The 22,642-nt window shown below is 38.8% G+C and carries 21 protein-coding genes; 16 read left to right on the forward strand and 5 right to left on the reverse strand.

Features of this window, described 5'->3' with window-relative positions; genetic code table 11:
- Positions 1-26: 26 nt before the first annotated feature.
- From AACV33_RS15880 to AACV33_RS15895, 4 genes are all read right to left on the reverse strand, one after another.
- The gene (locus tag AACV33_RS15880) at positions 27-1,370 is read right to left on the reverse strand and encodes an AmpG family muropeptide MFS transporter (protein WP_182699428.1); all 1,344 of its coding nucleotides are present in this window, start codon (positions 1,368-1,370) and stop codon (positions 27-29) included.
- A 107-nt stretch (positions 1,371-1,477) separates the two neighbouring features.
- Complete coding sequence (locus AACV33_RS15885; protein WP_182699436.1) at positions 1,478-2,038, reverse strand: peptidylprolyl isomerase; 561 nt, start codon at positions 2,036-2,038, stop codon at positions 1,478-1,480.
- Complete coding sequence (locus AACV33_RS15890) at positions 2,038-2,607, reverse strand: YajG family lipoprotein (protein ID WP_017023093.1); 570 nt, start codon at positions 2,605-2,607, stop codon at positions 2,038-2,040. The genes AACV33_RS15885 and AACV33_RS15890 overlap by 1 nt, the downstream gene beginning before the upstream one ends.
- A 13-nt stretch (positions 2,608-2,620) precedes the next feature.
- Complete coding sequence (locus AACV33_RS15895) at positions 2,621-3,769, reverse strand: methyltransferase (RefSeq protein WP_017023094.1); 1,149 nt, start codon at positions 3,767-3,769, stop codon at positions 2,621-2,623.
- Positions 3,770-3,862: 93 nt separating this feature from the next.
- On the opposite strand from AACV33_RS15895, the gene bolA reads away from it, so the two are divergent.
- The 11 genes from bolA to alr all read left to right on the forward strand — a co-directional run bounded on the left by bolA (position 3,863) and on the right by alr (position 14,509).
- Positions 3,863-4,177: a transcriptional regulator BolA gene (bolA, locus tag AACV33_RS15900; RefSeq protein WP_012549718.1), complete on the forward strand. Its 315-nt coding sequence runs from the start codon at positions 3,863-3,865 to the stop codon at positions 4,175-4,177.
- A 396-nt stretch (positions 4,178-4,573) separates the two neighbouring features.
- Entirely contained in the window at positions 4,574-5,914 is a 1,341-nt protein-coding gene (locus AACV33_RS15905) for a Na(+)-translocating NADH-quinone reductase subunit A (RefSeq protein WP_012549719.1), read from the forward strand.
- 3 nt (positions 5,915-5,917) lie between these two features.
- Positions 5,918-7,162, forward strand: a complete 1,245-nt coding sequence (locus AACV33_RS15910; protein WP_012549720.1) for an NADH:ubiquinone reductase (Na(+)-transporting) subunit B — start codon at positions 5,918-5,920, stop codon at positions 7,160-7,162.
- Positions 7,152-7,922, forward strand: a complete 771-nt coding sequence (locus AACV33_RS15915; RefSeq protein ID WP_012549721.1) for a Na(+)-translocating NADH-quinone reductase subunit C — start codon at positions 7,152-7,154, stop codon at positions 7,920-7,922. Before AACV33_RS15910 ends, AACV33_RS15915 begins: the two co-directional genes overlap by 11 nt.
- Positions 7,922-8,551: an NADH:ubiquinone reductase (Na(+)-transporting) subunit D gene (locus tag AACV33_RS15920; RefSeq protein ID WP_012549722.1), complete on the forward strand. Its 630-nt coding sequence runs from the start codon at positions 7,922-7,924 to the stop codon at positions 8,549-8,551. Before AACV33_RS15915 ends, AACV33_RS15920 begins: the two co-directional genes overlap by 1 nt.
- 7 nt (positions 8,552-8,558) lie before the next feature.
- Positions 8,559-9,155: an NADH:ubiquinone reductase (Na(+)-transporting) subunit E gene (nqrE, locus tag AACV33_RS15925; RefSeq protein ID WP_012549723.1), complete on the forward strand. Its 597-nt coding sequence runs from the start codon at positions 8,559-8,561 to the stop codon at positions 9,153-9,155.
- A gap of 29 nt (positions 9,156-9,184) precedes the next feature.
- A complete protein-coding gene (gene nqrF, locus AACV33_RS15930) occupies positions 9,185-10,411 on the forward strand; it encodes an NADH:ubiquinone reductase (Na(+)-transporting) subunit F (RefSeq protein ID WP_012549724.1) in 1,227 nt (408 codons plus the stop codon).
- Positions 10,412-10,577: 166 nt separating this feature from the next.
- Positions 10,578-11,615, forward strand: coding sequence for an FAD:protein FMN transferase (locus AACV33_RS15935; protein ID WP_017023095.1), 1,038 nt, complete (start codon positions 10,578-10,580; stop codon positions 11,613-11,615).
- Between the two features lie 11 nt (positions 11,616-11,626).
- Positions 11,627-11,860 carry a (Na+)-NQR maturation NqrM gene (gene nqrM, locus AACV33_RS15940; protein ID WP_012549726.1) on the forward strand — a complete coding sequence of 78 codons (234 nt, stop codon included), beginning with the start codon at positions 11,627-11,629 and terminating at the stop codon, positions 11,858-11,860.
- 129 nt (positions 11,861-11,989) lie between these two features.
- Entirely contained in the window at positions 11,990-13,066 is a 1,077-nt protein-coding gene (gene dinB, locus AACV33_RS15945) for a DNA polymerase IV (RefSeq protein ID WP_026469734.1), read from the forward strand.
- A 231-nt stretch (positions 13,067-13,297) separates the two neighbouring features.
- Positions 13,298-14,509 carry an alanine racemase gene (gene alr, locus AACV33_RS15950; protein WP_065611377.1) on the forward strand — a complete coding sequence of 404 codons (1,212 nt, stop codon included), beginning with the start codon at positions 13,298-13,300 and terminating at the stop codon, positions 14,507-14,509.
- Positions 14,510-14,585: 76 nt separating this feature from the next.
- Here alr and AACV33_RS15955 read toward each other — a convergent pair whose 3' ends face one another.
- Positions 14,586-16,040 carry an aminoacyl-histidine dipeptidase gene (locus tag AACV33_RS15955; RefSeq protein WP_012549737.1) on the reverse strand — a complete coding sequence of 485 codons (1,455 nt, stop codon included), beginning with the start codon at positions 16,038-16,040 and terminating at the stop codon, positions 14,586-14,588.
- Between the two features lie 805 nt (positions 16,041-16,845).
- On the opposite strand from AACV33_RS15955, the gene AACV33_RS15960 reads away from it, so the two are divergent.
- The 5 genes from AACV33_RS15960 (at position 16,846) to AACV33_RS15980 (ending at position 22,579) form a co-directional block, all read left to right on the forward strand.
- Complete coding sequence (locus AACV33_RS15960) at positions 16,846-18,138, forward strand: NCS2 family permease (RefSeq protein WP_012549738.1); 1,293 nt, start codon at positions 16,846-16,848, stop codon at positions 18,136-18,138.
- Positions 18,139-18,175: 37 nt separating this feature from the next.
- A complete protein-coding gene (gene gpt / locus AACV33_RS15965) occupies positions 18,176-18,634 on the forward strand; it encodes a xanthine phosphoribosyltransferase (protein WP_012549739.1) in 459 nt (152 codons plus the stop codon).
- A 158-nt stretch (positions 18,635-18,792) separates the two neighbouring features.
- Positions 18,793-20,034, forward strand: coding sequence for an esterase FrsA (frsA, locus tag AACV33_RS15970; RefSeq protein ID WP_017023100.1), 1,242 nt, complete (start codon positions 18,793-18,795; stop codon positions 20,032-20,034).
- 163 nt (positions 20,035-20,197) lie between these two features.
- Entirely contained in the window at positions 20,198-21,307 is a 1,110-nt protein-coding gene (gene proB / locus AACV33_RS15975) for a glutamate 5-kinase (RefSeq protein WP_012549741.1), read from the forward strand.
- A gap of 15 nt (positions 21,308-21,322) precedes the next feature.
- Positions 21,323-22,579: a glutamate-5-semialdehyde dehydrogenase gene (locus tag AACV33_RS15980; protein ID WP_182699429.1), complete on the forward strand. Its 1,257-nt coding sequence runs from the start codon at positions 21,323-21,325 to the stop codon at positions 22,577-22,579.
- Positions 22,580-22,642: the final 63 nt, after the last annotated feature.

The following is a 22,642-nucleotide window of genomic DNA, read 5'->3' on the forward strand; positions in this document are numbered from 1 at the left end:
AGCAAACTTGTTATGACTTCTCTGGTTTAAGAACCTTGAGACTTATCAAGTAGGGCTTTAAAGTGATCTTTAAGCATAAGCAACATAATTAGGCTTGGGATAACCATTACCGCTGTCAATATGAAGAATAGAGGCCAACTATTTAGATAGTCGGCAAGCTCTCCACTGAAAGAGGCTAATGTCGTCCGACCTAAGTTCCCTAAAGAGGCAAGTAAGGCGTACTGCGTTGCAGAGAAAGCTTCGCCAGTTAAAATAGTTAAGAAGGACACAAAGGCAACGGTAGAAAAAGCCGTTGTGAAATTATCAACAATGATGGTTGCTAAGAATAAGTGTTCGTTAGGGCCAACATTTGCAATCAATGCAAACATCAAATTACTTGCTGCCATCGCGACCCCACCAATCATTAGACCTTTAATAACACCAAAACGGACATTAATTAAACTGCCTAAAAGAGTAAAGAAGATGGTCGCTCCCCAACCAATTAATTTTGAGTAATAACCAATCTGTTCATTACTGAATCCAATTTCTTTGTAAAATGTAATCGACATTCTTCCTAAAAAGGCTTCGCCAATTTTAAATAAGAAAACGAATAACAACAGGGTACAAGCGGTTTTTACGCCATTACGTTTAAAGAAATCATAAAATGGTTCGATGATCGTTACGGAAAACCAAGTAGCCGTTTTTGAGCCAATGACTTTATTGTATCGTTCTTCTGCTTCATGTTGCAGTTCATCACGTTTAGTTTTTGGTTCTCCAACTAATAAAGTGAAGACCATCAATAGAGCCACAATCGCGGTCATACCGTAGTAGACATTATTCCATCCGATAGTATCTGCATTAACAAAAGCAAGATACCCAGGAAGGGAGTAACCAGTCCACCAGCCAATAACCGCCATTGCAGAAGCTTGTGGCATTTTGGTTGACTCTGATTTAGGAAATGTGTCTATACGGAAGGCATCAATGGCAATGTCTTGAGTAGAAGAAGCGATTGAAATAACGAGTGCAAACATTGAGATAAGCACCAGGTTATCGGTAGGGTTTAAACCTGCAATTTGGAAGGTTGAGACTAATACAATACCTTGGCAGAGGAAAATCCAACTTTTACGTTGCCCTAATTTTTTATTAAGGAAGGGTAATTTTACACGGTCAACCAAAGGTGCCCACATAAAATTAATGGCATAAACTGCAAATACTGAACCGAAATAGCCAATAGCAGCACGAGTTAACCCTGCATCTTGGAGCCAACCTGACATATTTGAGCCGATAAGAACCCACGGGAAACCACTTGAACAACCAAGCATAAAAACCCAAAGTAGGCGTTTATCCATGTAACTTTTAATTGCGGTTTTCCATTGCATCGAATGGGACATGTAACGCTCCTTGTTATTCTTATAATAGGAATAAAAGAGGGAAATAATTCAGCATAAACAACAGAGCAGCTCGAAAGCTGCTCTGTAATTGGATTATCTTAACTTGATTATTTAATCAATGTTGCTTTAGTTATGATAATTGGCTCAACGGGAATATCACGCATCCCATTGGCAAGGGCTTTGGTTGGTTTTGAGGCCATTTTTTGAATAATGTCAAAACCTTGGGTTACTTTACCAAAAACAGCATAACCTGGTGGACGTTGATTTGCGTTTAAGAAATCGTTGTCATTTAAGTTAATGTAAAACTGACGAGTGGCTGAATCCGGATTATTGGCACGAGCCATTGCAACCGTAGTGGTATCATTACCTAAACCGTTATAACCTTCGTTTTTAATTGGGCCATAATTCGATTTTTTCAGCATGTCTTTATCAAAACCGCCGCCTTGAGCCATGAAGCCAGGGATCACTCGGTGGAATTGCGTTCCTACGTAGCTTCCGTCTTCGACATAGCGAATAAAGTTAGCGACAGATATTGGCGCTTTCTCTGCATTGAGCTCAATAGTAAAGCTACCTAGTGTGGTATCAAATTTTACGGATTCAGCCAATGCTGATTGAGTGAAGCCAAGTGCGGCAATTAAAAGAGCCACTTTTGAAGTTAGTTTCATGATTAAAAATTACCTTTAATGTAGGTTTGAAGTTCTTCATCAACGGCAATCTTATCTAACACTGCATTGATAAGATCGTTAAGTACGCCTTCAATTGCTTCATTATCTGCACTCATCGCGCCCGTTTTCTCAGAAACACCAGTGTAGGTTTTAACAAATTTACCTTGTGGAGTTTCAGCGGTTATTTGAAGTTTCACTTCTGTTTTCATGTCATTGCTCATTAGAGAGTGTTGAACACTGACTAATGCTTCAATGATGTCTAAACGTAAGGTGTTATCACTGTCTACGGTAATTACAAACCCTTGAGCTTTCAATTGAGTAGATAACGCATCTTCTAGTGTTACACGTAAATTTTGCTTAGCGTGAATAGGCTGTACGTTCTGGCGCCCGTTATCAATAACAGCGACGTATTGTGCAGTTCTAAGATCGCTACTATCCAAAGTAAGCGTCGTGCCATCAACAATTTGATGTGCATTTGATGATGGAACTGGCTTAATATCCAGTTGAGGATCAGAAGGAGCACTACATGCTGCTAAAAATAGAGCAGAAAGGGCAATAATGGCCTTTTTCATTGGGGAATCCTTTTTATTTTGATTTTTCAGCTTTAACGGCTTCTAAAATAACGAATTTGGAATTGCTAGCAATGGTGGTGACGTTTTCTTCACCGAACAAGCGACATAATTTATCATCATAATCAAGATGACGGTTTCCAATAACTAATAATTTCCCTTCTTTGCATAAGATGTGCTTAGCATCACAGAACATTTGCCATGCAATATGGTCAGTAACGGCTTGGCCTTGATGAAAAGGAGGATTACATAATACTAAGTAACTACTGTGTTTTTTAAATCCATCCAAGCAGTTATTCGCAATAAACTGAAATTGACGTTCTTTACCTAGATTGACTTCTAAATTACGACGAGCTGATTCTACAGCCATAAAGCTTTCATCTATGCAGGTAATTCGTGCTTCTGGGTTTAGTTGAGCAGCTTTAACACTCAAAACACCATTGCCACAACCTAAGTCGATGATATGACGCAATTCTGCATCAACTGGAATATGTTCAAGCATAAAACGAGCGCCTTGATCTAAACGCTCACCTGAATACACATTAGGGTAATTTAGCAGATCGATATCTTCATTATCAACACTCCAACACACGGCTTCTGCAATGGTTAGTGGATTGGTTGCATTTGCATTTGAGAAAACTAGGCGGTGTTTTTTCCAAGCTAATGATGTCTTGGTTTCCCCTAAATAGTCTTCAAAAACTTCAAGTGTTGAGCTGTGTATTTCTTTCGCTTTATTTACGGCAATAATTGGGCATTCAGCCGTCATTGATTGGCGAAGCTGTTGAAGTTGCCAAGCGAGCATTCGATTGTTTTTTGGAATTTGCATTATCACAAGGTCGAAACCTTGAGGCATTTCCTCCGTTGAAGAGATCAACTGTACGCGGTTACATTGATTACGTTGTAGGTTTTTTAATGTACCTCGTTGAGAAACAAACGAATCGGTCATCATGGTGACATTGTGCTTTTCAGAGAACCAGCAAGATAAAGCACCAAAATTATCATTTAAGATAAGGATGTTTTTATTGTCTTCTAGGTTTAGCTCTTCTTCTACATGCTTAATGATGAACTCATCACCGGCATCCCATGCTTGCAATAATTCTTGAGCACGTTTTGGGTAACGCTGTAGATTGAGAGTACGATCAAACAAACATAATTCAGTTTTCATATATAGGATCTTCAAATAAGGAACGCTTCTGGCTATTGTCGCAAATGGTGTATAAAGTGGAAATAGAAGAATTGAAATAAAGAAGGGATTTATATGATTCAGCAACAAATAGAGCAAAAATTACACTCAGAGCTGTCTTCATCATACTTAAAAGTATTGAATGAGAGTTATATGCACAATGTACCAGAAGGATCTGAGAGCCATTTTAAAGTCATAGTGGTTAGTGATCAGTTTAATGATAAGCGCTTATTAGCTCGTCATCGAATGATTAATGCAATATTAGCGGATGAATTGGCGAATCATATTCATGCATTAGCCATTCATACTTACACGGAATCAGAATGGCAGGCATTGGATTCTGAATTGGTTCCGAGCTCACCTAATTGTATGGGTGGATCAAAAAGTTAATGATGAAACAAGATTGTTTATTCCTTAACATTAAGTAAACAATTGTTACTTTTTCTTGTTGATTTTTTACGTGTTACCCATGTCATTGCCACTAAGGTGGTATTTGTAATTTTTGAGCAATAATTGTGCACTGGATCTAAAATGCGTAAAGCATTTCAATGATTTCTAACAATGAAGAGCAAAAAATTGTGGGAATCTGGCTATTGAGCGTGGCATGCACACTATAAAAAATGCTAGAATCTTCCGCCTTAAAATAGCTTTTTTCGTCTTTATGTAAAAAGCATATTACTAGATTGTTATTGTGTTGATAGTTTTAATTATTAACACTGAACATGAATTAGTAATGTCGTGTCTTATATAGAATCCTTTTTCCCAATTAAATTAGTGCAAGTGCGTATGATTACAATAAAAAAGGGTTTGGATCTTCCTATAGCAGGAGTTCCAACTCAGGTGATTAATGATGGTAATTCCATCACTAAAGTCGCCTTGCTTGGCGAAGAGTATGTTGGTATGCGTCCTACGATGCATGCTCGCGTTGAAGATGTAGTTAAAAAAGGTCAGATTCTTTTTGCTGATAAAAAGAATCCTGGTGTTATTTTTACATCTCCAGTAAGTGGTAAAGTTGTTGAAATTAACCGTGGTGCTAAACGTGTACTTCAATCTGTAGTAATTGCAGTTGAAGGCGAAGAGCAGGTTACTTTTAATAGCTATGCAGCAAATCAGTTGGCTTCTCTTGATCGTGATGCGATCAAGCAACAGCTTATTGATTCTGGTGCATGGACTGCATTACGTACTCGTCCGTTCAGCAAGGTTCCAGCGATCGATTCTGAAACAAAGGCTATCTTTGTAACTGCTATGGATACTAATCCTTTAGCAGCTGATGCAGAAGTGATCATCAACCAACAAGAAGACGCTTTTGTTGCAGGCCTAGATTTATTATCTGTGTTAACAGGTGAGAAGGTTTATGTATGTAAGAAAGGTGGGAGTTTACCTCGCTCTTCTCAAGGCAATGTTGAAGAACATGTATTTGATGGCCCTCATCCAGCAGGGTTAGCGGGTACTCACATGCATTATTTGTATCCTGTGGATCTAAATAATGTGGCGTGGAGCATTGGCTACCAAGACGTTATTGCTTTTGGTCAATTATTCTTAACGGGTGAAATCTACTCTGACAGAATCGTATCTTTAGCTGGACCTGCCGTAAATAATCCTCGTTTAGTTCGTACTATTACTGGTGCTAGCTTACTTGAATTAACTGACAGCGAAGTAATGCCTGGTGAAGTACGAATCATTTCTGGTTCTGTATTAAATGGTACTCAAGCGTCTGGCCCTCATGCCTACCTTGGTCCTTACCATCAGCAAGTGTGTGTTCTTCGTGAAGGTCGTGAGAAAGAGTTTTTAGGCTGGGCTGTCCCTGGTAAAAATAAATTCTCTGTTACTCGTTCATTCCTAAGCCATGTATTCTCAGGTCAACTGTTTAACATGACAACAACTACCAATGGTAGTGATCGTGCAATGGTGCCAATTGGTAGTTACGAACGTGTAATGCCTTTAGACATGGAACCTACCATGTTATTGCGTGACCTTTGTGCTGGTGATGTTGACAGTGCTGCACGTTTAGGTGCATTAGAGTTAGATGAAGATGATCTAGGTCTATGTACGTATGTGTGCCCTGGTAAATATGAGTATGGTCCAATGCTTCGTGAGATCTTGGATACCATCGAGAAGGAAGGGTAATCAATGAGCCTGTTAAAGATTATTGAAAAAATTGAACCTCATTTTGAACCTGGCGGTAAATATGAGAAGTGGTTTGCGCTTTATGAAGCGGCTGCAACTCTATTTTATACACCAGGTTTAGTTACTAAAGGTGGTTCACATGTACGTGATAGCGTTGATTTAAAACGTATCATGATCATGGTTTGGTTTGCTGTATTCCCTGCAACATTTTGGGGTATGTACAACTCAGGTCATCAAGCGATTGTTGCTCTTGAGCACATGTACTCTGGCGCTGAATTAGCAGCTGTCGTTTCTGGTGACTGGCACTACTGGTTTACCGAAATGCTTGGCGGCACAATAAGTGCTGATGCAGGTTGGGGCAGTAGCATGCTACTGGGTGCAACTTACTTCTTACCAATATATGCCGTTGTGTTTATTGTTGGTGGCTTCTGGGAAGTGTTGTTCTGTATGGTGCGTAAGCATGAAGTAAACGAAGGTTTCTTTGTTACTTCTATTCTTTTCGCATTGATCGTTCCACCAACTCTTCCACTATGGCAAGCAGCGTTAGGTATTACCTTTGGTGTTGTTGTAGCAAAAGAAATTTTTGGTGGTACTGGTCGTAACTTCCTAAACCCAGCGCTTGCGGGTCGTGCATTCTTATTCTTTGCATACCCAGCTCAAATTTCAGGTGATACAGTTTGGACTGCTGCTGATGGCTTCTCTGGTGCTACAGCACTTAGCCAATGGGCACAAGGCGGTCAAGGTGGCTTAGTTAATACAGTCACTGGTAACACTATCTCTTGGATGGACGCATTCATTGGTAATATCCCAGGTTCAATCGGTGAGGTTTCGACTCTTGCTCTGATCCTTGGTGGCCTAATGATCGTTTACATGCGTATTGCATCTTGGCGCATTATTGCGGGTGTTATGATTGGTATGGTTGCAGTGTCTACACTGTTTAATCTTATTGGTTCTGATACAAACGCAATGTTTAGCATGCCTTGGCACTGGCACCTAGTTCTTGGTGGTTTTGCGTTTGGTATGATCTTTATGGCTACAGACCCAGTATCAGCGTCATTTACCAGTAAAGGTAAGTGGTGGTACGGTATTTTAATTGGTGGTATGGCTGTAATGATCCGTGTAGTTAACCCTGCGTACCCAGAAGGTATGATGTTAGCTATCCTGTTTGCAAACTTATTTGCTCCACTGTTTGATAACCTTGTTGTTGAAGGTAACGTGAAACGGAGACTAAAACGCTATGGCAAGTAATAACGATAGCATTAAAAAGACACTGCTAGTTGTTGTCGGCTTGAGTTTAGTGTGCTCACTTGTCGTATCAATGGCGGCTTCTTTATTAAAAGATAAGCAACAATATAATGCGGTTCTTGATAAGCAAAAAAATATTGTTGCTGTTGCTAGCTTAAATGATAAAGGCACAGATATTCCTGCGATATACCAAGAATATATTGAGCCTCGTTTAGTTGATTTTTCAACAGGTGAATTCGTTGAAGGCAACGCAGCAAGTTTTAACCAACGTGCTTCTGCTAAAGATTCAGCAACATCAATTAAGCTTACGCCTGAACAAGATAAAGCGAAAATCATTCGTCGTTCTAATATTGGGTTAGTTTACCTAGTAAAAGAAGACAATGAGCTTACTCGTATTATTTTACCTATTCATGGGTCTGGTCTTTGGTCAATGATGTACGCGTTTTTAGCGATTGAGACTGATGGTAATACTATTGCTGGTATTACATATTACGATCAAGCTGAAACCCCAGGACTTGGTGGCGAAGTAGAAAATCCACAATGGCGCGCACAATTCATCGGAAAGAAACTGTTTAACGCTGATGGCACTCTTGCTATTAAAGTCGTTAAAGGTGGCGCTCCTGCTGATTCAGTATCAGGCGTAGATGGATTATCTGGCGCAACATTAACAAGTAACGGTGTTCAGCATACGTTTGATTTTTGGCTTGGCGATATGGGTTTCGGTCCTTTCCTTGCTAAAGTGAAAGCAGGAGACCTTAACTAATGAATACTAAAGATCTTAAAAAGAATATTTTAGCGCCAGTATTGGATAACAACCCAATCGCGTTGCAAGTTCTTGGTGTATGTTCTGCGCTTGCAGTAACAACGAAATTAGAAACAGCATTTGTTATGACTATTGCGGTAATGTTTGTTACTGCATTCTCTAACTTTTTTGTTTCATTAATTCGTAATCATATACCTAGTAGTGTGCGTATTATTGTTCAAATGGCAATTATCGCATCATTAGTAATTGTTGTTGACCAAATCTTAAGAGCTTATCTTTACGATATTTCTAAGCAACTGTCTGTTTTTGTCGGTCTGATTATTACAAACTGTATTGTAATGGGACGTGCTGAAGCTTTTGCTATGAAATCTAAGCCGTTACCATCTTTTATTGATGGTATTGGCAATGGTTTAGGCTATGGTTTTGTTCTTATCACTGTTGCATTTTTCCGTGAGCTATTAGGTTCTGGTAAATTGTTTGGTGTTGAAGTTCTTCCGTTAGTTTCTAATGGCGGTTGGTATCAACCAAATGGCTTAATGTTACTAGCACCATCAGCATTCTTCTTAATTGGTTTTATGATTTGGGCTATCCGTATCTTTAAGCCTGAACAAGTAGAAGCGAAGGAGTAAGGTCGAAATGGAACATTATATTAGTTTGCTTGTAAAATCGATCTTCATCGAGAACATGGCACTTTCATTTTTCTTAGGTATGTGTACGTTTCTTGCCGTATCTAAAAAAGTAAAGACGTCATTTGGTCTTGGTGTTGCAGTAGTTGTTGTACTGACTCTTGCTGTGCCTTTAAATAACTTGGTTTATACCTACTTATTAAAAGATGGCGCGCTAGTAGAAGGTGTGGATTTAAGTTTCCTTAACTTCATTACTTTCATCGGTGTTATTGCCGCTCTTGTACAAATCTTAGAGATGGTTTTAGACCGTTTCTTCCCACCTTTGTACAATGCATTAGGTATCTTCCTTCCGTTAATCACAGTTAACTGTGCAATTTTCGGTGGTGTATCTTTCATGGTACAACGTGACTATAACTTCACTGAATCGATCGTGTACGGATTTGGCTCTGGTGTTGGTTGGATGTTAGCTATCGTGGCACTTGCGGGTATTCGTGAGAAAATGAAATATTCAGATGTACCTCCAGGTCTTCGTGGCCTAGGTATTACTTTCATTACAGTAGGTTTGATGGCGTTAGGCTTTATGTCTTTCTCTGGTGTTCAACTGTAGGGTAAGCACCCAATTATAAGGAATAAAAAATGCAAAGCATTATTCTTGGTGTAGCGATGTTTACCATTATTGTATTAATTTTAGTATTAGTGATTTTATTCGCTAAATCTAAATTAGTACCTGCAGGTGACATTACTATCTCTGTAAACGGCGATCCTGAAAAAGCGATCATTACACAACCAGGTAGCAAGTTACTTAGTGCTCTTGGTAGCGCTGGTATCTTTGTATCATCTGCGTGTGGTGGCGGTGGTTCTTGTGGTCAGTGTCGTGTAAAAGTGAAATCTGGTGGTGGTGATATTCTACCAACAGAGCTTGATCATATTTCTAAAGGTGAGGCTCGTGAAGGCGAGCGTCTAGCATGTCAAGTTGCAATGAAAACTGACATGGAAATTGAACTTCCAGAAGAAATCTTTGGTGTTAAAAAGTGGGAATGTACTGTTACTTCGAATGACAACGAAGCCACTTTTATCAAAGAATTGGTTCTTGCTATCCCTGATGGCGAAGAAGTTCCGTTCCGTGCTGGTGGTTACATTCAAATTGAAGCTGAACCACATCATATTAAATACGCTGATTATGATATTCCTGAAGAATATCGTGGTGATTGGGATAAATTTAATTTATTCCGTTACGAGTCAATCGTTAAAGAGCATTCGATCCGTGCTTACTCTATGGCTTCATACCCAGAAGAGAAAGGCATTATCAAGCTTAATGTACGTATTGCTACTCCGCCGCCAAATAATCCAAACGTAGCGCCTGGTATCATGTCATCTTATATCTGGTCTTTAAAAGAAGGCGACAAATGTACTATTTCTGGTCCATTTGGTGAATTCTTTGCAAAAGACACTGATAATGAAATGGTATTTATCGGTGGTGGCGCAGGTATGGCGCCAATGCGTTCTCATATCTTTGACCAACTTCTACGCCTTAAATCAACGCGTAAAATGTCTTACTGGTATGGCGCACGTTCTAAACGTGAAATGTTCTACGTTGAAGATTTTGATGGCCTAGCGGCTAACAATGATAACTTCGTATGGCATTGTGCTTTATCTGATCCTATGCCAGAAGATAACTGGGATGGTTACACAGGTTTCATTCACAACGTACTTTATGAAAACTACTTGAAAGATCATGAAGCACCAGAAGATTGTGAGTATTACATGTGTGGTCCACCAATGATGAATGCTGCTGTTATCAGTATGCTGAAAGATCTTGGTGTTGAAGATGAAAACATCTTACTAGATGACTTCGGTGGTTAATCTCTCGAAGTGAAAAATATTGGCTGGCTCATCAATTGAGTCAGCCTTTTTTCGTATTAGTGCGCTACATTTAACCAGACAAAGTACAGGGTTATAGGTTTTTTTGGAATGTATATTCCTGTGTATTGTTTTGTTATTTAAATTTATGTTAATTAAGGAGTTGGCAGTGATTGTCAGTGTTACTCATTTAGTGAATAGAACCAAACTGATTTTGTTATCTTGTTTTGCTTTACTACTACTTAGCGGTTGTGGTGAACAACAACGTGAACAAGTGTATTTAAATGGTCCAACGATGGGGACAAGCTATAATATTAAATTTATTAATAAAGATGGCTTACCAAAGCAAGATGTTATTCATGCAGAGATAGATAAACGACTAGAGTTAGTAAATGACCAAATGTCGACGTACCGTAAAGACTCAGAACTGAGTCAATTTAATCAGAGTACAGCATTAACGCCATTTACGGTTTCTAAAGATACAGCCACAGTGATTAGTGAAGCGATTCGCTTAAATAAAGTCACTTTGGGTGCATTAGATATCACGGTTGGTCCTTTAGTTAATATATGGGGTTTTGGTCCAGAAGCTCGTCCTGAGGTTGTTCCTACTGAAGATGAATTGAATGCTCGTCGTGCTATTGTCGGTATTCAGCATTTAAGCGCGACAGAAACAACTGTTACAAAAGATATCCCTAACCTTTATGTTGATTTATCAACAATAGCAAAAGGCTGGGGAGTTGATGTTGTTGCTAATTATTTAGAAGGATTAGGCATTACTGACTATATGGTCGAAGTCGGTGGTGAAATGCGAGTTAAAGGGAATAATAAAGAGAATGTTGCTTGGCGTATCGCGATAGAAAAGCCAACGGTTGATGAACGTTCTATTCAAGAAATAATAGAGCCTGGGCATCATGCGGTTGCAACGTCTGGTGATTACCGTATTTACTTTGAAAAAGAAGGTGTACGTTACTCTCATATTATTAACCCTATTACAGGGAACCCAATAGCCAATAAAGTTGTCTCAGTTACAGTACTTGATAAATCATCAATGACTGCTGATGGACTTGCTACAGGGTTAATGGTGTTAGGTGAAGAGCAAGGCATGGCCGTTGCTAATAAACATAACATTCCTGTTTTCATGATTGTGAAAACTAAAGATGGCTTTAAAGAACTCTCTTCTGAAGCCTTTAAGCCTTTTTTGAAATAAGTGAGTAGATAATGAATACTTTTCTAATTACGTTTGGTGTTTTTCTTACTGTTATTGGTGCAATGGCTATTGGTTATATTGTGCAACGTAAAGTAGTGAAAGGCAGTTGTGGTGGCCTTGGTTCTGTTGGGATAGATAAAGTGTGTAACTGTCCAGAACCTTGTGATGCACGAAAAAAACGTGAAGCTAAAGAAATCATTCGAGCTGAAAAACTAGCTGCATGGGAAAAAGATCGCATCGCGTAAGTTTTTTACTCTATAACTATCTTAAAACAGCATCTTTATAGATGCTGTTTTTTATTGTAAAAAAATCATTTCATCGCTATCATTTAACTGTTTATTTATACAGTTGATGTGAGTGTTGAGATTGAAAACGTGGAATTAGAAGCAGATAAAAAGGTGCGTAAAATCATTCATATCGATATGGATTGTTTCTATGCAGCGGTTGAAATGCGAGATAATCCTGCATTACGTGACGTTCCTTTGGCCGTTGGTGGAAGTGAAAGACAGCGTGGTGTATTAAGTACGTGTAACTATCAAGCTAGGAAGTTTGGTCTTCATTCTGCAATGCCAACAGGACGAGCGTTATCCCTTTGTCCTCACTTGGTGGTTGTACCTGGTCGCATGCAGGTCTATAAGCAAGTCTCTCACCATATACACCGTATATTTCGTCGCTATACTGATAAAATAGAACCACTCTCTTTAGATGAAGCTTATCTCGATGTTAGTGAATGTACGTTGTTGCATGGTTCGGCGACATTGATAGCTCAACAAATACGTAGAGACATATTTAATGAACTGCAATTAACCGCATCAGCAGGAATTGCCCCTCTTAAATTTTTAGCTAAAATTGCCTCTGATTTAAATAAACCTGATGGTCAGTATGTGATTACTCCAAATATGGTTATGGATGAAATTGACTCATTACCATTGGAGAAAATACCAGGGGTCGGAAAAGTAAGCTTAGAGCGGTTACATAGATCAGGACTGCATACTTGCAAGGACGTCCAACAGTTTGACCAACGTGAGTTATTATTGTTATTTGGAAAAATGGGGGCTTCATTATGGAAGCGATCTCATGGAATTGATGAAAGAGAAGTGATTACAGAGCGTAATCGAAAGTCCGTAGGTGTAGAAAGAACATTTTCTCATAATATCAGCATGTTTGAAGAATGCTGGGAAGTCATTAAAACACGCTTGTACCCTGAATTAGAGTCGAGACTAATAAAAGCAAATGGTGATAATTATATTGCTAAGCAAGGTATTAAAATTAAGTTCGCAGACTTCCAACAAACGACGATTGAACATGTGCATAATCAATTAACGCTAGCATTTTTTGAAGAACTTTTGATTGAAGTATTAGAAAGGCAAAAAGGGAGGGAGATCCGACTTATCGGATTAAACGTAATGCTTAAAGATAAGGAAGTCACTCAACAATTAAGTTTCTTCTAATAAAACTATCAACAATTCTCATTTTTGATAGTTTATAAAATGTTGCATTTGAGTAGCAGTTGTTTTGGTTAGATTACTTGTATATATATAGGTGATTTCAATTTGGTGTTTATCGAACATATAATGGGCAACCGATTGTTATATAGACAAATTTCATAGAGGCTAAATAACCATCTCTATATAATATAACGTCGTAATTTACGATATAATTATTATACACAACGGTTGTTTATGAACTTTACAAAATGTGCTTTGGCATTAAGCCTTATTTTACCGACATCAGCTATTTCTGCACCATTATTAACGCTAGACACACTCACTTCTCAAGAAAAAATCCAACAAGCAAATGCATGGTTAGAAATTGATACTCAAGCATTTAAACATAATATTGATACATTAAAAAAATCACTTAATTCAGACACTAAAATCTGTGCGATCATGAAAGCGGATGCATACGGTAATGGAATTGAAGGATTAATGGATTCAGTGATTAGTCGTGATGTTGAATGTATTGGTATCACAAGTAATGAAGAAGCGCGTATTGTTCGAGCTAAAGGATTCTCTGGTGAGATCATGCGTGTTCGTGCTGCGACACCAAATGAAATTGAATCAGGCTTAAATTATCAAATAGAAGAGCTTATTGGTTCAAGTGAGCAAGCAAATACGATTGCTAAATTAGCAAAAAAAAATCATACCGTAATTCCTGTTCATCTTGCATTGAATGCGGGCGGAATGGGACGCAATGGCCTTGATTTATCTCAACCTCAAGGGAAAAAAGAGGCGTTAAATATTGCCTTTAATGGTCATATTAATATTGTTGGTATTATGACGCATTTCCCTAATGAATCAGTTGATGAGATCCGTACAAAACTGGATTTATTTAAGCAAGAAAGTAAATGGCTTATTGATGAAGCTCAGTTAAATCGTGAAAACATCACTCTGCATGTCGCAAACTCTTACACCACGATTAATTTACCTGAAGCACATTTAGATATGGTTCGTCCAGGTGGATTGTTGTATGGAGATATGCCAAGTAACCCTGAATATCAGCGTATTGTTCGTTTTAAGACCTCAGTTGCTTCTTTGAATTACTTACCAAAGGGCAGCACGATAGGCTATAGCAGCACTTATGTGTTAGGTCGAGATTCAATTTTAGCCAATTTACCTTTAGGCTATTCTGATGGGTATGTTCGCTCTATTGGTAATAATGGGTATGTGTTGATCAATGGTCAGAAAGCGAATGTAGTCGGTGTGACATCAATGAACACAACGATGGTTGATGTGACTGATATTAAGAATGTTCAGCCTGGTGATGAAGTCGTTCTATTTGGTAAACAAAATGAGCAGACGATTGAAACTAAAGAAATGGAAGCATTTAGCAGCCGAAGTATGCCTGAGCTTTATGTTATCTGGGGTGCAACTAACCCAAAAGTTTATTTTTAACGATTGACGTTATTTGACTATAAATAAAAACGGTCAGCATAAGCTGACCGTTTTTTATAATCCCAATACTAAAGGATTATTTTTTGGGAATGTTCTCTAAAATGGCAACCATTTGTTCCCAATAAAGAGCAACCGTATCAATTTTTACTTTCTCATCTGGAGAATGAGGAAACTTGATGGTCGGACCAAATGAGATCATGTCCATTTTAGGATAAGGTTCTTTAAATAGACCACACTCTAAACCTGCATGAATTACCATTATGTTTGGCTTATTTCCGTAAATGCCTTCGTAGACATCACGGAACACATGCATGATTTCAGAATCTGCGTCTGGCTTCCAACCTGGATATGTACCAGAGAAGCTGACTTGTGCTCCTGCTAATTCAGCCACAGATGAAAGCATTCCTTCAACCATGCTACGGCCAGAATCCATTAATGAACGGATTAGGCATAGAATTGTGATTGTGCTTTCTTCAGTAGTAATAACGCCCACATTTAAAGACGTTTCTACCACACCCTCAATATCATCACTCATGCGGATAACACCATTTGGACAGGCATTTAGTGTCGCAATGAATGGAGTTTGAGTGGCTAGTGTCAAGACGTTTTCAGCAGAGGCTGTCTCGTTGATACTTACAATATTCGTTTCTACTCGACCTAATTCGTCTTTCAATAGATCGGTATAGAAAGTAAATAGTTCAGCCAGTTTTGCTTCATTCTCAGCAGGAACGGCAACCGTTGCGAATGCTTCACGAGGAATAGCATTACGTAAGCTACCACCACGGAATTCAACAAGGCGTAAATCCAGTTCAACAGCGTGGCCAGCAAGGAATCGACCCAGTAATTTGTTTGCGTTACCACGACCAGTATGAATGTCACAACCAGAATGGCCGCCTTTTAGGCCTTTTAGTGTAATTTGACGAGTAACATAGCCAGCAGGCAGTGCTTCACGTTCGATCATTAATTTGATAGCACCATCAGCACCACCAGCACAACCCATGTAGATTTCACCTTCTTGTTCTGAATCGGTATTAAGAAGAATGTCACCTTCTAACCAACCGGCTTCTAGACCAAAGGCACCAGTCATGCCTGCTTCTTCATCAATGGTTAATAATACTTCTAATGGGCCATGCTTCAATTCTTTTGAGGCTAAAACAGCAAGACATGAAGCCATGCCCATACCATTGTCGGCACCCAGTGTTGTGCCTTTTGCTGTAACCCACTCACCATCTATATATGGAAGGATTGGATCGTTAGTAAAATCATGGTCAGTATCTTCATTCTTTTGTGGAACCATATCAATATGGGCTTGAAGTACAACACCCTTGCGATCTTCCATTCCCGGCGTTGCCGCTTTTTTGATGAATACATTACCGGTAGGATCGCGGCGAACATCAAGACCTTCGCTTGTTGCCCAATCAATAATATATTGAGCTAATGCATCTTCATGTTTAGATGGGTGGGGGATAGAACAAATTTTATCGAAAAATTGCCAAATAGGTTGTGGTGTTAGTTGACTGATCTCAGACACAAGTATCTCCTTTTGAAAACAGTGAATAGCAAATTAATGCGCTGTCTTTTTGGGTAATTGATTATCAATACAAATAAGTATACCCCTCAAATTAGCTAATTACTCTGTTTGATATCGTAAATTTATTGAATCTTCTTTACTAGGATTAAGGAAAAAATACAGACACATAAATAGCAAACGTTTCCGTTCTTTAGTTACGTAATATTTCGATTGATTGACTATTTAATGTGTTTTATGTGATCCACTTCAAATTTTTGTTGTAATAAAGTTTCAGTGAGAGTATAGTTTACTCATCTGCTAGAGAGTCTTCAGATACTGTAAATGCTCATAGGATGAGTCCGATTTATCGCCTCCAAGGAACCGAGATCAATTTTATTGTTTTTAACTATCAATTGATAAGGTGATATTATGTACTGCATAAGCTCTTCTAAATTCTGGAATCAACGCTCTGTATACACAAGTCAATTTGTATACCCAATGAGCTTTGGTTACTAATAAAACTTCGGTTTTATACGTTAAAGTTATACCCCTATAATTGGAATTCTAATTTACCCGCTTGGGTTATATTACATTCTCCGCCATCCAAAATATTTGGGTGGCGTTTTTTTTGCCTAAACATTCTCCTCTATGTATCCAACCTCTTAATAAATATTATCTTTTTCTATTAGAGCATCCACTTTATTTACTATTAACACAGTAAAAGATAAATAATCGCTAGAAATTCCCATAATACCTCTTTATAATTCTCAGCCAATCGATTACGCAAACGTTTAATCTGTATAAAGCAGACTAGGAATGAGCCCCAATGCTTGAAAAACTATTTCAACTTAAAGCTAATGGTACGAACGTTCGTACTGAAATTATTGCCGGGTTAACCACCTTCTTAACAATGGCTTATGTTATTTTTGTGAATCCAGCAATCTTGGCTGATGCAGGAATGGATAAAGGCGCTGTTTTTGTTGCAACGTGTATTGCTGCTGCAATAGGGTGTTTTATCATGGGATTTGTTGCTAACTTCCCAATAGCTCAAGCTCCAGGTATGGGGTTGAATGCGTTCTTTACCTACACTGTTGTATTGGGAATGGGTCATACATGGCAAGTAGCGCTCGCTGCTGTATTCATGTCAGGTGTGTTATTTATTCTTCTAAGTTTATGTAAAATAAGAGAGTTGATTATTAATTCGATTCCTCTTTCTTTACGCACTGGTATTTCGGCGGGTATTGGTTTATTTCTGGCTTTCATCGCTCTAAAGAATTCAGGCATAGTTGTCGATAATCCGGCAACTTTATTGTCTATTGGTCATATTAATAGCTTTCCTGCAGCGATGGGGGCATTGGCTTTATTTTTAACCATTGCTTTAGTTCATCGTGGCTACAAAGCGGCTGTTATGATCGCTATTTTAGCTGTTACTGGACTTGCCTTGCTCTTTGGTGAAGTTCAATATGCTGGCATTATGTCAATGCCACCAAGTCTTGCACCTACATTTTTACAACTCGATTTTTCAGGTGCTTTTGATATTGGTATGCTAAGCGTTGTTTTTGCTTTCTTATTCGTTGATTTGTTTGATACTGCCGGTACGTTAGTTGGTGTATCTCAAAAGGCAGGGATCATGGATAAAGATGGCAATATTCCTCGTCTAAATAGAGCTTTGCTTGCGGATTCAACGGCGACATCTGTAGGGGCTTTATTAGGTACATCAAACACAACATCATACATTGAAAGTGTTGCAGGTGTAGCAGCCGGTGGTCGAACTGGTTTGACGGCTGTTGTTGTTGGCATTCTGTTTTTATTGGCTTTATTCTTTGCTCCATTAGCTGGGATGGTTCCTGCTTATGCAACGGCCGGTGCGTTGTTTTATGTCGCAATTTTAATGATGTCGGGTCTTGTGAGTATTGATTGGAGAGATCTTACTGAAGCGGCGCCAGTTGTTGTGGTATGCTTGCTAATGCCTTTAACCTTCTCTATTGCTGATGGTATTTCATTAGGCTTTATCTCTTATGCAGCGATTAAGTTGTTAAGTGGTAAAGGTCGCGATGTTCATATCAGCGTTTGGGTTCTTGCTGCACTATTCACGCTGAAATTTATTTTTACGGCATAGTTGTTGTTAACTGTGCCACTGAGAGGTTTTGTCTATTATGGCTAATAAATTTGTAATAACTTGGGATAACATGCAGATGTATACTCGTCAGCTTGCTGAACAGTTACTTCCTGCTGAACAATGGAAAGGTATTTTGGCTGTGAGCCGTGGTGGACTTGTTCCTGCGGCAATTCTAGCTCGTGAATTAAACATTCGTTATGTTGATACCGTATGTATTTCAAGTTATGACCACGATCATCAGCGTGATATGACGGTTGTTAAAGCGATGGAAGGTGATGGTGAAGGTTTCATCATCATTGATGATTTAGTTGATAGTGGTGACACTGCGGTTAAATTGCGTCAAATGTACCCTAAAGGTAAATTAGTCACTGTATGTGCAAAACCTGCAGGCATTGATTTAGTTGATGCGTATGTTGTCGATATTCCACAAGATACGTGGATCGAGCAACCATGGGACATGGCTGTAACGTACGTAGATCCTATTTGTAAAAAATAAGCTTACGTTATAACCAATAGAAAATGACTCTTTTAAGGGTCATTTTTTTTGTTTGTTATTTATCGATATTAATTAAATTCAAGAGTAAGTTGATTACCCTATTTATAGGCTTTCAGTATATAGTAGGCCTAATTACTTTATGTATATCGGTGTTTGATATGACCCAGCCTGAAAGCGAAAATCTCTCTGTTAAGTTGTTTAAAACCAATAAGCAAGCTTTAGAAACCTCTTGCCTTGTGCCTTATCTTCCAAGCAGTTTAGAACAGATATCAAAAAATTCAGAACGAAATTGGTATCGCGAACTTCGTCGTCCTCAATGGATTTGGCAAGGGGTTGATCCGATTGAGTTAGAAGGGATTTTGTCTAAAATGGCAAGCAGTGATAAAGACAGAACGAAACCTGAATGGTTAGATACTGTCACCGGATATCGCGCTGGTAACTGGGCTTATGAGTGGATTAATGCAGGAATGGAGCATCAGAAATGTGCGTCAGACCTTGAAGGGAACGAGGCTGCGGAACGTTTTTTTAAAGCCAGCTTATATTTTAGCATTGCCGGTTATCCGCATATAAAAGGGGATAATTTAGCCACTCAGGCACAGGTACTTGCGAGCAAAGCTTATGATATGGCGGCAAAACAGACCTCTCATCGAATTGAAAAGATTTTAGTCCCTTATGAAGGTCGAAAAATCACCTGTTATTTGCATTTACCGAATACTGAAAAACCGTTACCTGTCGTTATTGTTAGTGGTGGTATGGATTCGTTGCAAACGGACATGTGGTCTTTGTACCGTGATTATTTAGCGCCAAATAATATGGCAATGCTAACATTAGATATGCCATCGATTGGACACAGTTCGTACTGGCCGCTAACTGAAGACTCAAGTTGCTTGCATCAAGCTGTGCTAAATTATTTACCTCATATTCCTTGGGTTGATCGTTTTCATGCTGCTGTTATGGGGTTCCGATTTGGTGGAAATGTCGCATTGCGGTTGTCTTTTCTTGAACCGAATAAACTGAAAACTTGCGTTGCTCTTGGTGCTCCAATTCATCAAGTGTTGTCAAACTCAACACAACTAAAGAAAATGCCAAAAATGTATTTAGATATATTGGCATCTCGCTTGGCAAAACAAGTGGTGGACGTTAATAGTTTAACTGGGCAAATGAAAGCATGGTCTCTTAAGTTCCAAGGCTTTTTATCTGGTGGAAGAAAAACATCGGTATCTATTTTAGCTATTGGGTTAGCGGGGGATCCTGTTTCTCCAAAATCAGATAATAAATTAGCGGCAATGTTCAGTAAATATGGTAAAGGTGTTGAGCTAAAAAATAAGACATTGCACAGTGGCTATGAAGACGCATTAAACCAAATGATTGAATGGATAAAAGAAGAGATGAAACACTAATCTGGCTTTTTATTTCCTTGATTTAGATGAAATGTCATAAAATCTTATTTTAGGCTTGTACTGTTCTGATTTGCTTGCTAAAAATAGGGTGATTTTTATATTATTATTACGATGAATGTATTTCGTAATACACAACATTATTAGTTAAATAGGTAGTAGGGAATTGAATACACAATCTCAAACCATAGTCGTTAAACTTGGTACAAGTGTACTCACTGGTGGCACATTAAAACTAGACAGAGCACACATGGTGGAATTAGTTCGCCAATGTGTGCATTTGAAAAAGTTAGGTCATCAAGTGATTGTTGTAACTTCTGGCGCAATTGCGGCTGGACGTGAACATTTAAATTACCCCGAACTACCCAAAACGATGGCTAACAAGCAGTTATTAGCTGCTGTTGGTCAAAGTTGCTTAATTCAAGCTTGGCAGAGTTTATTTGCTATTTATGGTGTTAACGTTGGCCAAATGTTATTAACTCGAGCGGATTTAGATGATCGTGAACGTTATCTAAATGCTCGTGACATGCTGCAAGCTTTATTAAAAAATGGCATTGTTCCTATCGTCAATGAGAATGATGCGGTTGCAACAAATGAAATTAAGGTTGGGGATAACGATAACCTTTCTGCTTTAGTTGGTATTTTGGCGAGTGCAGATAAATTATTGCTGTTAACGGATCAATCTGGTTTGTTTACGGCTGATCCGCGTAAAGATCCAAAAGCCGAATTGATTAAAGAAGTGCACACCATTGATGAAACATTACGTAAAATCGCAGGTGGTAGTGGGACTGCATTAGGCACAGGCGGCATGGCAACTAAACTTCAAGCGGCTGATATTGCTCGTCGAGCGGGTATTGAAGTTGTTATTGCTGCTGGCAGCGCTGAGAATGTGATTACTGATGTTGTAGATTCAAAGCCTCAAGGAACAAAGTTCTTGCCTGTTGAGTGTGCATTAGAGAGTCGCAAACGTTGGATTCTTGCTGGCCCTGCATCTAATGGTACGATTGTTATTGATGACGGTGCTGTGAATGCAGTACAACAAAAAGGCAGCAGTTTATTGAGCAAAGGGATTTCGTCGATTTCTGGCCACTTTGTTCGCGGTGGTGTTGCTAAGATTGTAAATACGAAAGGTGAGTTAATTGCCCGAGGTATTTCTCGTTATTCAAGTGACGATTTACATAAGATTTTAGGAAAACACAGTCAGGATATTTACGCAGTATTAGGTTATGAATATGGGCCTGTAGCTATCCACCGAGATGATTTAGTACTGATTTAGTAAAGGATATTTATTGTGAATTTAACAAAAATGGGTCAAGCAGCAAAAAATGCAGCGTTTGACTTAGCGGTAGCTCCAACAGCCCAGAAGAACAAAGCATTGGCGATTATTGCTGATGAACTTGAAGCGAACAAAGAGGCGATTCTTGCGGCTAATGCAAAAGACATTAGTGCAGCGGTAGAAGCGGGCATTTCAGATGCAATGCAAGATCGTTTATTACTAACAGAAGAGCGTTTAGTTGCTATTGCTAATGACGTTCGTAATGTGATCAACTTAAATGATCCTGTTGGTAGTGAAATTGACAGTAAAATGCTTGAAAATGGCATGTCACTTTCTCGCCGCCGTGTACCAATTGGTGTGATTGGTGTGATTTACGAAGCTCGTCCAAATGTAACGATCGATATCGCTTCATTATGTTTAAAAACCGGTAATGCGAGTATTCTACGTGGTGGTAAAGAGACGTTCTTCTCTAATATGGAGTTAGTTAAGGTCATTCAAGTTGCTCTTGAAAAAGCCGGCTTACCAGCTGCATCAGTACAATACATAGAGAAACCAGATCGTGAACTAGTTTCAGAACTATTACGCCTAGATGATTATGTTGATATGATCATTCCACGTGGTGGTGCAGGTTTGCACAAAATGTGCAAAGAAAACAGTTCAATTCCAGTCATCATTGGCGGGTTTGGTATTAGCCATGCGTTTGTTGATGAGAGTGCTGATTTAGAAAGAGCACTATTGGTGGTTGATAATTCAAAAGCACAGCGTCCATCTGCATGTAATGCACTTGATACACTGTTAGTTCATGAGGCAGTGGCTCCACAATTCTTAGCATTATTAGCGAATAAAATGGCAGGTCGTGTTGAATTGGTTGCTGAACCAAAAGCTTATTCGTTACTAAAAGAGTTTAAAAACGTGTCATTACGTGAAGCACAAGACGGTGATTTTGATACTGAATGGCTAAGTTACACATTAGGTGTGAAAGTGGTGTCTGATGTAAATGAAGCAGCGGCTCATATGCAAACACATAACGCGAGTCATTCTGATACTATTTTAACAAATAATATTGAATCTGCTGAAAAGTTCATTAATACCGCAGGTTCAGCTGCCGTGTATGTGAATGCATCAACACGCTTCACTGATGGGGCTCAGTTTGGTTTAGGCGCTGAAGTAGCAGTATCTACCCAGAAACTTCATGCTCGTGGTCCAATGGGCTTAGAAGAGCTGACAAGTTACAAATGGGTGGGGAAAGCGGATTATCTTATTCGCCCATAATCATATTGATTAATGTTTAGTAAAAACAAAAAAGGTTGACGCCAAAACGTCAACCTTTTTTAT

The sequence above is a fragment of the Aliivibrio sp. SR45-2 genome (assembly GCF_963890165.1).
GTDB lineage: Bacteria > Pseudomonadota > Gammaproteobacteria > Enterobacterales > Vibrionaceae > Aliivibrio > Aliivibrio salmonicida.